General features: G+C 37.9%; 12 protein-coding genes. 1 reads left to right on the forward strand and 11 read right to left on the reverse strand.

Annotation, left to right across the window (positions count from 1 at the left end):
* Positions 1-64: 64 nt before the first annotated feature.
* The 8 genes from BJK46_RS03785 to BJK46_RS03820 all read right to left on the reverse strand — a co-directional run bounded on the left by BJK46_RS03785 (position 65) and on the right by BJK46_RS03820 (position 9,380).
* Complete coding sequence (locus tag BJK46_RS03785) at positions 65-385, reverse strand: DUF1292 domain-containing protein (RefSeq protein WP_014613745.1); 321 nt, start codon at positions 383-385, stop codon at positions 65-67.
* Between the two features lie 13 nt (positions 386-398).
* A complete protein-coding gene (gene ruvX, locus BJK46_RS03790; RefSeq protein WP_014613744.1) occupies positions 399-827 on the reverse strand; it encodes a Holliday junction resolvase RuvX in 429 nt (142 codons plus the stop codon).
* The gene (locus BJK46_RS03795) at positions 820-1,092 is read right to left on the reverse strand and encodes an IreB family regulatory phosphoprotein (protein ID WP_014613743.1); all 273 of its coding nucleotides are present in this window, start codon (positions 1,090-1,092) and stop codon (positions 820-822) included. Before BJK46_RS03795 ends, ruvX begins: the two co-directional genes overlap by 8 nt.
* Positions 1,093-1,154: 62 nt before the next feature.
* On the reverse strand, positions 1,155-3,785 hold the full coding sequence (alaS, locus tag BJK46_RS03800; protein WP_015729263.1) for an alanine--tRNA ligase: 2,631 nt from the start codon (positions 3,783-3,785) through the stop codon (positions 1,155-1,157).
* A 245-nt stretch (positions 3,786-4,030) separates the two neighbouring features.
* Positions 4,031-6,430, reverse strand: coding sequence for an SF1B family DNA helicase RecD2 (gene recD2 / locus BJK46_RS03805; RefSeq protein ID WP_014613741.1), 2,400 nt, complete (start codon positions 6,428-6,430; stop codon positions 4,031-4,033).
* Positions 6,431-6,432: 2 nt separating this feature from the next.
* Complete coding sequence (locus BJK46_RS03810) at positions 6,433-7,107, reverse strand: tetratricopeptide repeat protein (RefSeq protein WP_014613740.1); 675 nt, start codon at positions 7,105-7,107, stop codon at positions 6,433-6,435.
* Between the two features lie 15 nt (positions 7,108-7,122).
* Positions 7,123-8,235, reverse strand: a complete 1,113-nt coding sequence (mnmA, locus tag BJK46_RS03815; protein ID WP_014613739.1) for a tRNA 2-thiouridine(34) synthase MnmA — start codon at positions 8,233-8,235, stop codon at positions 7,123-7,125.
* Positions 8,235-9,380, reverse strand: coding sequence for a cysteine desulfurase family protein (locus BJK46_RS03820; RefSeq protein ID WP_014613738.1), 1,146 nt, complete (start codon positions 9,378-9,380; stop codon positions 8,235-8,237). The genes mnmA and BJK46_RS03820 overlap by 1 nt, the downstream gene beginning before the upstream one ends.
* Before the next feature lie 208 nt (positions 9,381-9,588).
* Here BJK46_RS03820 and BJK46_RS03825 point away from each other — a divergent pair, with 208 nt between their 5' ends.
* Positions 9,589-10,605 (forward strand): LLM class flavin-dependent oxidoreductase, encoded by a 1,017-nt coding sequence (locus BJK46_RS03825; RefSeq protein ID WP_014613737.1) that lies wholly within the window; start codon positions 9,589-9,591, stop codon positions 10,603-10,605.
* Between the two features lie 464 nt (positions 10,606-11,069).
* Here the strand turns inward: BJK46_RS03825 and BJK46_RS03830 are convergent, their stop codons facing one another.
* The 3 genes from BJK46_RS03830 to cymR all read right to left on the reverse strand — a co-directional run bounded on the left by BJK46_RS03830 (position 11,070) and on the right by cymR (position 12,613).
* Positions 11,070-11,255, reverse strand: coding sequence for a CsbD family protein (locus BJK46_RS03830; RefSeq protein ID WP_014613736.1), 186 nt, complete (start codon positions 11,253-11,255; stop codon positions 11,070-11,072).
* 67 nt (positions 11,256-11,322) lie between these two features.
* Positions 11,323-12,153 (reverse strand): aldo/keto reductase, encoded by an 831-nt coding sequence (locus tag BJK46_RS03835; RefSeq protein WP_015729264.1) that lies wholly within the window; start codon positions 12,151-12,153, stop codon positions 11,323-11,325.
* A gap of 40 nt (positions 12,154-12,193) precedes the next feature.
* Positions 12,194-12,613: a cysteine metabolism transcriptional regulator CymR gene (cymR, locus tag BJK46_RS03840; protein WP_014613734.1), complete on the reverse strand. Its 420-nt coding sequence runs from the start codon at positions 12,611-12,613 to the stop codon at positions 12,194-12,196.
* Positions 12,614-12,707: the final 94 nt, after the last annotated feature.

Raw genomic sequence — 12,707 nt, forward strand, 5'->3', positions numbered from 1 at the left:
GTTTAAAACAACTAAAAAGAGCAGGCACATCTTTCAATGCCTACTCTTTAATTCGCATCAGCAATTAATGCTCATGATCATCATCCAATTTCGTATTGACAACTTCTTCAATCATATCCCATTCTTCATCTGTCTCAACAGGTAAAAAGCGTCCGCCTTCTCCTGATTCGTCTGGCTCGTTAATCATAGGAATCAATTCAATTAAATCATCGTCATCTGCTTGTGCGCCTTCTTCTGCAAGGATTACATACTCTTTTTCAAAACCTGGGTGATAAAACTCTAACATTTTACGATATAAGACTTCATTACCTTCTTCATCAAACAAAGTTAATAAAGTTTCGTCATTTTTAATTTCAATTTCTTGATTATGGTTTTCGTTTGTCATATTCGCTCTCTCCTTAATTCAATCCATCTAAATAGCCTTGTAAAATGAATACCGCAGCCATTTTATCAATCACTTTTTTTCTTTTTGCTCTCGATACGTCGGCTTCTAACAATGAACGTTCTGCAGCCATTGTACTTAAACGTTCATCCCACATAATAATTTCTAGATTTGGCATCCGCTCTGCAAGTGCATCTTTATATTTTAACGAAGCTTCACCACGAAAGCCAATAGAATTGTTCATGTTTTTCGGTAATCCAATGACAACCGTACCCACATTTTCCTTTTGTATGATGTCAATTAAGGCATCGATGCCGAGCTCATTTTCTTCTTCGTTAATTTGGAGTGTATCTAAACCTTGTGCTGTCCAACCCATCAAATCACTAATCGCAATACCAACTGTACGGCTTCCAACATCTAACCCGATAATTTTATGTTTAAGCATGCTCGTCCTTACTATGGTTTTGTAAGTAGTATGACACTAACTCTTCCATAATATCATCTCGATCGATATGTCTAATTTGGTTGCGTGCTTCGTTATGACGAGGAATGTACGCGGGATCACCTGAAAGTAAATAACCTACAATCTGATTGACAGCATTATATCCGCGCTCTTCTAGGGTATTGTAGACATTGTTTAAAACTGTTTCGACATTGTCTTTTGGAAGTTCATCATAGTTGAATTTCATTGTTTTATCAAAATTAGCCATAGTCTAACACTCCTTAAACCATAATGAGATTGCTCTTTCATTTTACATGAATTCAACACTCATTATAACGATTTAATATAATTTTTAATAAATTGTAATGCTTCTGTTATCTTGCCAGGTTCAGTACCGCCACCTTGCGCCATATCAGGACGGCCGCCACCTTTTCCACCAACGACTGGTGCCATATTTTTAATAATGTCTCCAGCTTTCACACGATCCGTCAAAGCTTTTGGTACACTTGCAATTAATGAAACTTTACCACCGACATCACTTGCTAAAACGATAATACTATCTTGTAATTTTGATTTAAAGTCATCCATCGTTGTACGCATCGCTTTTGCATTGTCAACCTCAACTTCAGTAATGAGTACAGACATGTCGTTAATCGTTTCGACTTGATCTTTAATATTGCCCATTTTCAATTCATTTAAGGCTTTGTTTTTGTCTTCAATCGTTTGCTTTAATGTTTTTTCATTATATTGCAGCTGTTCAACTTTTTCAATGACTTGTGCATCCGATTTTGCTTTCACTTGTTGCTTAAGCGCATTGAATTGATCTAAGTAGTGTTCTAAATAAAGGAATGCATTTTGTCCAGTCACCGCTTCGATACGACGGACACCCGCACCTGTACCTGATTCACTTGTGATTTTAAATAAGCCAATTTCTGATGTGTTGCGCACATGTGTCCCACCACAAAGCTCGATTGAAAATGGTTGCATATTTACAACACGTACGATGTCGCCATATTTTTCACCAAATAACGCCATTGCACCTTTAGCTTTCGCATCCTCAATGTTCATTTCTTGAATTTCAACCGGAATGCTGTTCCAAATTTCTTCGTTGACCATTTGTTCCACTTGTTTCATTTCTTTGGCTGTCATTGGTGCGATATGCGAGAAGTCAAAACGGAGACGGTCACTATCGACTAATGAACCAGCTTGATTGACATGCTCACCTAAAACTTTTTTCAATGCCGCGTGTAATAAGTGAGTGGCACTATGGTTTTTCATAATTGCCGTTCTTGCTTGACGATCGATCGTTGCTGTGACTTCGGCTGCTTCACGGACTTCACCAAATTGAACGACACCTGTGTGTAAATGTTGGCCATTTGGCGCTTTAATGACTTCTGTCACTTGAATTTCAAATTGCGCATTGCTCACTGTTCCTTTGTCGGCCACTTGACCGCCGCTTACTGCATAGAATGGTGTTTGATCCAAAATAAAATGAATCGTCTCACCTGCATCAGCCATCGTCACGCGTTCACCGTCACGTACGATGTCTGTAATTTTAGCATGCGTTTCAAACGCTTCGTAACCTAAAAACTTGCTCACTGTGTTAATCTCTTTTAACACTTCGCTTTGAACTTGCATCGATTGACTGCTTTGTCTCGCTTTACGTGCGCGATCACGTTGTGCTTCCATATGATCGTTAAATGAATCCATATCAATCGCTAATCCTTCATTAAGCGTAATTTCTTCAGTTAACTCAATTGGGAAACCATATGTGTCATATAATTTAAATGCATCTTCTCCCGCAATGGTCTCGTTTGAAGATTTAGCTTGTTTGATTAAATCATTTAAAATCGCTAGACCTTCCTCTAGCGTTTCATGGAAGCGTTCTTCTTCAGATTTAATGACACGTGCAATAAAATCTCCTTTTTCTTTTACGTTTGGATAGTAAGGTTCCATTATGTCTGCCACAATTTCTACCAATTGATACATAAATGGTTCGTTGATTTCTAACGTTTGGCTAAATCTGACCGCACGACGTAGTAAACGACGTAAAACATAGCCTCGGCCCTCATTCGCAGGTAATGCACCATCAGAAATAGCAAAAGCAATCGTACGAATATGATCAGCAATGACTTTAAATGCGACATCGTTATCTTTATCGACTAAATATTTTTTGCCTGAAATAGCTTCAACTTGACCGATAATCGGCATGAATAAGTCTGTTTCATAGTTTGTACGTACGTCTTGGGAAATAGAAGTCATGCGTTCTAATCCCATGCCCGTATCAATATTTTTACTTGGTAATGGCGTATACGTATGATCTTTATTATGATTAAACTCACTAAATACAAGGTTCCATACTTCTAAATAACGTTCGTTTTCGCCACCTGGATACATTTCTTCAGCGGAATCATCTTGTCCATACGCTTCACCACGGTCATAGAAAATTTCTGTATTGGGTCCAGATGGTCCTTCACCAATATCCCAAAAGTTCCCTTCAATACGAATGATGCGGTCTTCAGTCAAACCAACCACATTTGTCCATAAATCGTATGCCTCAGTATCTTCAGGGTGAATCGTTACATACAGTTTTTCAGGTTCCATCGCCATCCAGCGTTCACTTGTTAAAAATTCCCATGCAAATTCAATCGCTTCACGTTTAAAGTAATCGCCAATCGAGAAATTACCCAACATTTCAAAGAACGTATGGTGACGTGCAGTGAAACCTACATTTTCAATATCGTTCGTACGAATCGATTTTTGTGCGTTGACGATACGTGGTTTTTTCGGAACTTCACGACCATCAAAATATTTTTTTAATGTCGCAACCCCTGAGTTAATCCATAGTAATGAATCATCATCAATAGGAACTAATGGCGCTGAGGGTTCAACCATATGGCCTTTCTCAACAAAAAAGTCAATATACATTTGACGAATATCACTTGCTTTTAATTTTTTCATCTTTACAACTCCTTGATTCAAATAGATACAAAAAAACACCCGTCTCTCAAAAAGGGACGAATGTTTCGCGGTACCACCCTAGTTATGGCTATATTGCCATCACTCATTATCATATACGTGCTCATACATAGTAGCGTTCAATGAATCACACTCGTACATTCTCAGCAACTTGTACGTCTCTGTATAGTGGATACTCATTTACTCGGCTATGCACTTGAACTTAACTTTGATTATATAAAAAAGGTTTAAACTTTGTCAATTTCTAAAAAGTCATAAGGTGTCACTTCACCCATATTAATCATCGGATGGATTTTAAACATAGTCGCTTCAGTTAAAATAAACTCAGCCGAAGCTGTATCAGTATCTGTTTTATCATCAGTATCTTCCGGAGTAAAATATTGCATTAAGAACGTTTGTAATTGTGTTAATCGCGTTTGACCCGCAGTCGCTAACCCGATATTAAAAGCATCTGCATCACCAAGAAAAACGAGCGATTGTTTGGCACGCGTTAATCCAGTATATAAAATCGGTTTTTGTAACATTCTAAAATACTGCTTAACAATCGGCATGATGACAATTGGAAACTCTGAACCTTGCGCTTTATGAATCGAAGTACAATATGCATGTGTCAATTCCGTCAAATCAGAGCGTAAATAAGTAATTTCGTTCCCATCATAATCAACGACCACGACATCTTTATTTAAAGCATTTTCCTTTGCCCAAAAAATACCGACAATAACACCAATATCACCATTAAACACATTATCGTTTGGACGATTAATCAGTTGCAATACTTTGTCGCCTTTACGAAATAGAACATCACCAAATTCAATCTCACGTTGCGATTCGTCTGACAAAGGGTTCAAAATGCCTTGTAAAATTTGATTGAGCTTTTTAATCCCTGCATTACCACGATACATCGGCGCGAGCACTTGAATATCTGCCATTGTATACCCTTTTTGCACGGCATTGTTGACGACTTTTTCTACGACTTGTGGAATTTGATCGGTTTGACATGGAATAAACGAACGATCGTGAAAACGTTGGGTAATATCAACTTTTTCACCGAGTTTCATACGATGCGCTAAATCAATAATACTGGAGCCGTCCTGTTGGCGATAAACTTCAGTTAAATTGATGCGCGGTAATACATTTGCATCAATGAGATCTTTAAAAACTTGTCCAGGGCCAACTGATGGAAGCTGGTCTTCATCACCGACTAATACGACTTGGGCATCTATAGGGACTGCATCCATAAATTGATGGAATAGCCAAGTGTCGACCATAGACATTTCATCAATAATAATCAATTTCGCATGAATTTCATTGTCTAATTTGTCTTGCGGCTTCGTATCTTGATTCCAACCAATTAAGCGGTGAATCGTCATTGCTTCTAACCCTGTCGCTTCATGTAAACGTTTAGACGCTCTTCCGGTTGGTGCAGCTAATACGACCGGATAATCATCTTCATCTGAATAGTCATCGTAATCTAATGAGATGCCGTGAATTTCTGCATATAACTGGACAATTCCTTTAATGACAGTTGTTTTCCCTGTACCTGGTCCACCCGTGAGAAGCATGACTTTATGTTGAATCGCATATTCTAAAGCCTCTTTTTGAGAAGGGGCATAATGTACTTCATTGACCTCTTCAATTTCCCCAATATGTAATTGAATATCTGAAGCATCAAATGTAGTTAAATGCTCTCGATTGGCAAATATTTTATATAAATTTTGTGTGCTTTTAATTTCCGAATAATAAAGACTTGGGATGGCCACCATTTCCTCTTGATTCACTAGTCGTTTTTCTTCAACTAATTCAGCTAAAATTTGCGTCATGGTGTCATAGTCGACACTTGAATCTTTGCCCTGAGACAGCAGTTGAATCGTTTCATTGATTAACGCTTCTTGTGGGAGGTACGTATGACCTTGTTTAATACACGTATCTTCAACTAAATAAAGTAAGCCGGCTTTTAAACGGTCGGGGTGCTCTGGATGAATACCGAGCTGTTGTGCCAGTTGGTCCGCTTTGTTAAAACCAACCCCTTTAATGTCATAAACAAGTTGATACGGATTTTGGTCGAGTACCGTTAATGTATCACTTTTATAAAACTTGTAAATGTCCATCGCAAGCTTTGAACCAAAACCAAGTTCGTTCAATCGAATCATCACTTGTTCACTTTCTTGGTTGGCATAAATCTGCTCGACAATTTGTTGTTGTTTCGCTTTAGACAGTTTAGGCACTTGTTCGATGACAGATTCATCTTTCAAAATGTCATGAATCGCATTTTCACCTAATGTATTGACAATGGATTCTGCTGTTTTTTTACCAATCCCTTTAAACAATTCACTAGATAAATATGCAATAACAGCATCTTTGGTATGAGGAATTTCTTTTTGAAACGTCTCAGCTTTTAATTGCTGACCATATCTTGCATGTTGCACGATTTGGCCTTTAAAAGTGTACGACTCATCTTCTACCATATTCGGAAAATATCCAACCACTGTTGCCATATCATCAAAGTCACCATTTGTTTCTTCTATTTCAACTTTAAGCACTGTGTAATGATTGTCCGTATTCTGAAACAAAATCATCTCTACGGTGCCTTTAATAAATGTATGGTCAAACAGTGTTGGATTTTCCATGGTTACGCCTCCTCTTCGGCTTTTATTAATCGAAATGTTTTCAGTGCGTGCTGACTGAGTAAATGTTGCGAATCCATTTGTACTGCACGTTCAAAGCCTTGAATGGCCGCATCGATATTTTCATTGAGCATATAAAGCGCTAATGTTAAGTTGTATTGTGCGTCTGCATGTTGTGGATCGCGTTCTAATATTTGATTCAAAACCGGTATCGCTTGATCAAACATTTCCAGCTCACACATAAGCAACGCAAATTGAAATTGGACTTCAAGATCTTCAAATTGAGCATCTAACTCTGCTGCACGCATTATATAAGGTAGGGCTTGCTTCTTAGCGTCGAGCTGGATCAAGGACAGCCCTAACATATAATAGGTATCTTTGTGATCGACATGATGCGACAAGGCTTCTTGATATAATTTGAGCGCTTCTTGAAAACGACCTTCATTAAAGTAAACATTCGCCAAATTATAATAAATCACACCATTATCTGGTTTAATCGTCAGTGCACGTTGAAAAAAACGTTCAGCTTTTTCAATTTCACCTGCTTCTGCTAATAACACACCTGAATTGATATAATTTTCGACTTCATCAGGATGTGCTTCTATGTTGTTAAAACTTTCTTGTAATGCACGTTCGAATTGTCCTTGTTGAATGAGTTGATGAATCTGTTCAAGTTCCATTTGAATCACCTTTTCCTATACGACATAATCTAGTTGTCCGTCTTTTTTATAGACGTCATCAATCGTTGCACCGCCTAAACATACATCACCATCGTAAAACACGACAGCTTGGCCAGGTGTAATGGCGCGAACTGGCTCGTCAAAAGTCACTTTAACTGCATCGTCACCATGTGCAGTCACAGTGACACCGACATCTTTTTGACGGTATCTAAATTTAGCCGTACATTTCAACGGCTCTGTTAAGTCTGTTGCATTCACAAATGATACATCAGAAGCGATTAAATAGTCACTGTATAATGCATCGTGATGGAAACCTTGTTCAACGTATAAAATGTTGTCTTCTAAGTTTTTACCTACAACAAACCAAGGATCCCCATCGCCACCAATACCGAGACCATGTCTTTGGCCAATCGTATAATACATAAGCCCGCCATGTTGACCTTTTAATTCACCATTAAGTGTACGCATTTCACCGGGTTGCGCAGGTAAATATTGTGATAAAAATGTTTTAAAATTACGTTCACCGATGAAACAAATCCCTGTTGAATCTTTTTTCTTCGCTGTGGCTAAATCTTGTTCCAATGCGATTTCACGGACTTTTTGCTTATCGATATCACCAATAGGAAACATCACTTTACTCAATTGTGCTTCAGTCAATTGATTTAAGAAATACGTTTGATCTTTATTATTATCGACGCCACGTAACATTTCTACTGAACCATCTTCATGATGACGTACACGTGCATAATGGCCAGTCGCCACATAATCCGCGCCGAGTTTTAACGCATGGTCTAAAAAGGCTTTGAATTTGATTTCTTTATTGCACATGACATCTGGGTTCGGTGTACGCCCTTTTTTGTATTCATCTAAAAAGTACGTAAACACTTTATCCCAATACTCTTTCTCAAAATTAACTGCATAATATGGAATACCGATTTGGTTACATACAGCAATCACATCATTGTAATCTTCTGTCGCTGTACATACGCCAAACTCATCCGTATCATCCCAGTTTTTCATAAATATACCGATCACATCGTAGCCTTGTTCTTTCAATAAGTGGGCAGTTACGGAACTATCTACACCACCTGACATGCCAACTACGACACGTGTGTTTTGATTGGTCACTATTGTTCCTCCTTAAATTTTAAATATATTTTCTGTATTTCAATGACAATTTCTCTAATATCTGCTTCAGTGACTTGTTCATTTAAACTAATCCGAATCGAATGATCCACACGTGATGATTGTTCACCATACATCGCTAACAAAACATGGGAAGGAATCGTTGAACCAGCCGTACAAGCGGATCCTGATGACACATATACGCCTGCTAAATCGAGTAACGTTAACAATGTTTCTACATCAACAAATGGGAAATGCAAATTAATAATATGATTTGTCGTATCAATCATTGAACCATTGTATTCAAAAGGAATCGAACGTTGTTGTAAACCGACAATCAATTGTTCTTTTAATCGTGTCAAATGCACGTTATTATCATCGCGTGAAGCTTCAGCTAAAGTTAACGCAGTCGCAAGTCCTACAATTTGAGGTACGTTTTCAGTTCCAGCACGACGTTTCGTTTCTTGTTCGCCACCTAATTGCGGATATGTGATGCGTGTGCCCGTTTTAACATAAAGAACGCCGATGCCTTTAGGACCACCGAATTTGTGCGCCGTCATACTTAAAGCATCAACAGCTAAATCCTCCACATCGATAGGCAAATGACCAACTGCTTGAACGGCATCCATATGAAAGTAAACGTCATGGTCTGCTAATACATCTTGAATGTCATACACATGCTGAACTGTACCGACTTCATTATTTACGAACATGATTGACACGAGCGTCGTATCTTCACGTATACTTTGCTTTAACTGTTCTAAATCAATGATTCCTCCAGCATCAACGTCTAAATAGGTCACTTCAAATCCTTGTTGCTCGAGGTATTCGAAAACGTGCAGTACAGAGTGATGTTCAATCTTTGTCGTAATGAGATGCTTCCCTTTTGCCTCATTTGCATAAGCAATACCTTTAATGACAGTGTTGTTAGACTCGGTTGCCCCACTTGTAAAAATTACTTCATTCGGTTTCGCATTCAAATATTGTGCGACCGTTCTTCTTGATTCATCTAGTAATCTTCTCGCATCTCGCCCTTGAGAATGTATTGAAGAAGGATTACCAAAATGTGTTTGATAGACAGCCATCATTTTTTCAGCAACTTCAGGTTTTACCGGGGTTGTTGCCGCATAATCTGCATAAACACCCATCATTACGTCAGCCCTTTCTTATAATCAATGTTCCTATTTTAGCACTTGCTTTCTAAAAATTCTAGTACAGTGATTACGTGTTTTTTACGGTTATAGTCATTTCTATTGTAATCTTTACACCTTCAGAATTCAATGTATGCCAAAAAGCAGTTTTTGTGAGTTGATGATGAAACTAATGTTATACTAGCGCTATAAAAAGGAGTGTATTATGATGCCAAAATCAATGAAATACTCAGCATTAAATCTTGTTCCGATTAGAGAAGGAAATAACGAAAAAGAAGCAATCTCACAAATGGTAGCACTCGCTCAGCATTTAGAACAAAATCAATACGAGCGATTATGGATTGCAGAACATCACAACGCACCAAACCTTGTAAGTTCAGCAACTGCATTGCTTATTCAACATGCATTACACCATACGAACGAAATGAGAATTGGCTCTGGAGGTATTATGTTACCGAATCATGCCCCGCTTGTCGTAGCTGAACAATTTGGTACGTTAAACACGTTATATGGAGATCGTGTAGACCTAGGATTAGGACGTGCACCTGGGACAGACATGGCAACCGCAAGTGCGCTCCGTCGTGATCAACATCAAGGGGTGTATCAATTTCCTGATGAAGTGCAACAGTTACTGCAATATTTTGGTCCTGATACGATACAAGGCTATGTCAAAGCCATTCCTGCAGTTGACAAAAACGTACCGATTTATATTCTCGGCTCTTCAACGGACTCTGCACATTTAGCTGCTAGAAAAGGATTACCTTATGTTTTTGCAGGTCATTTCGCACCACAGCAAATGCAAGAAGCCATTGCAATTTATAAAGATCTCTTTGAACCATCCGAATATTTACAAGCGCCGTATATTATCGTTTGTTTAAATGTCATTATGGCAGACACTGATGAAGAAGCGCAGTATTTGGCTACAACCCAATCGCAAATCTTTGCAAGTATATTAAGAGGTAGAATGAATAAAATGCAGCCACCTACTGAAGATTTGAGTCAACTGTTATCACCGAGAGAAATCGCAATGGCTGAAGCACGTTTACAGCATTCACTGATTGGCAATAAAGCATCAGTCAATCAACAATTAGACGCCTTTTTACAAAAACACGGGTGGATTGATGAGATTATGGCCATCAGTTATATTTATGACACCGACTTGCAACATCGCTCATATCGCTACTTTAAAGCATTGATTGACGAACGTAATCAAAAGCAATAAAGCGTCACGATATTCACAGGAATCATCTATTTTAGTACACGCCATTGAAGTTGCCAACGTTTCATGTTTGATGAGAAGCGTTGGCAAGTTTATTTTGCCTAATAAACGAAATCATAGAGCGTCATACCTTATCTCAGTGCCGAATCAGTTGTGAAAAAAGGTACATTCCTTGAACTTCACATGTTCAATCTTGTTATTCAATAAACACCCCAAAATATAAAAAACGGCTGCAGGCACATACCTACAACCGCTATTATCAATCTGATTATTTATTACCGCCAGTAAATTTATCCAAAGCATCTTTCGCTTTATCAACTAAACTACCGCCATCTTTAATATCTTTGGCGTCACTTTGTTGACTATTTTGATACTTATCATAAGCGTCTTTTGCTTTGTTTAAATATTCTTTACCTTGTTTTTTTATCTATTACACTTATTCTTTCATCATGATTTTTAACTAAAAATTATTTCTTAAACTTATCAATCATGTCTTGTGCTTTGTCTTTTACATTTTCAACGACTTCTTTAGCTTTACCAGAAGCTTTATCTTGCTTACCTTCATTTTCTAATGATTGGTTATCTGTTACATTACCAACTGTTTCTTTGAAGTTTCCTTTAGCTTGTTCGAATTTATTCTCTTGATTTGCCATTTATAATGCCTCCTTATGAATATTTCAATATACTTATTCCACATTTTATATAGGCCTAAACATCTTATTAAAATTCTTCGTAAACAGCAGGATCTTGGTTCTTGCGTCGACCATCAGCACGAGTCAATTGGTCAATCGCTTGTAAATCTTCATCTGTGATATGAAAGTCGAAAATGTCAAAGTTCTCAAGTTGGCGTTTTGATGATGTTGCTTTCGGTATCGGCATGACACCATTTTGAATATGCCATCTTAAAATGACTTGAGCGACTGTTTTGTCATATTTAGATGAAAGTTGTTTTAATGCAGGTTCTTCCATCACACCATTGTCTCGACCTAATGGGCTCCACGCTTGTGTCAAAATGCCTTTCTCTTCATGATAGGCAATCATCTCTTTTTGGTTAAAATAAGGATGTAGCTCAATTTGGTTAATTGCTGGTAACACACCTGTTTCTTTTTCAAGTTGCTCGATATGTTCAGGTAGGAAATTACAAACACCGATATGTCTGACTAATCCAGATTTTTGTGCTGCGATCATTGCTTTCCATGCTTCTACAAATTTACCTTGTTTCGGATTAGGCCAATGAATTAAGTATAAATCAAGATAATCTAAACCGAGACGATATAATGATTCTTGAATCGTTTCATAAACATGCGCTTCACTTTGGTAACGTCCAGGTAATTTTGAAGTGACCCAAATGTCGTCTCGCTGCACGTGACTCTGTTGAATCGCTCTACCAACAGCACCTTCATTTTCATAATTATATGCGGTGTCTAATAAACGATAACCCAAATTCAGGGCATCCGTCATCGCATGCGCACCTTTTTTTCCATTTAATTTATACGTGCCGAAGCCTAATTGATCGATAAATTGTCCATCTTTCAAAGTAAACTGTTCCATAATACCCTCCTTAAATTCTAGCAAATTGCACCTAATGAGATTAAATATAAAACATGTAGCCTTCTAAAGCATCTTTATCCTGATAGTCTGCGAGTGATTGTAATGTCGTTTGATCAAGTACCTCTCTCACCGCATTGCGCATACGTAACCATAATTGTTGTTGTCCAGGCGGTTCAGATTCCATACGTTCTACGATAGTCAATGGGCCTTCAAGTAAGCGGATAATATCACCCGCAGTAATTTCAGTCGCTGACATCTTTAATTCATACCCACCTTTTGCACCTCTCACACTTCTAATGAGACCTGCATTTCTAAGTGGGCCTACGAGTTGTTCTAAATAGAGATCACTTAAACCATTTTCTTCTGCGATCGTTTTCAATGACACACAACCAGTTCCGTGTCGTTTGGCTAGAGCGATCATTAATGTTAAACCATATCTTCCTTTAGTGGATATTTTCATTTTTACCTCACCTTACATCATCCGATTTATTTTTATTTTAGCATTTTTTATATTAATATAATACCATTGTATATAAGAGTACAAAACTAATAAC

The sequence above is a fragment of the Staphylococcus pseudintermedius genome (genome assembly GCF_001792775.2).
In the GTDB taxonomy this organism is placed as follows: domain Bacteria; phylum Bacillota; class Bacilli; order Staphylococcales; family Staphylococcaceae; genus Staphylococcus; species Staphylococcus pseudintermedius.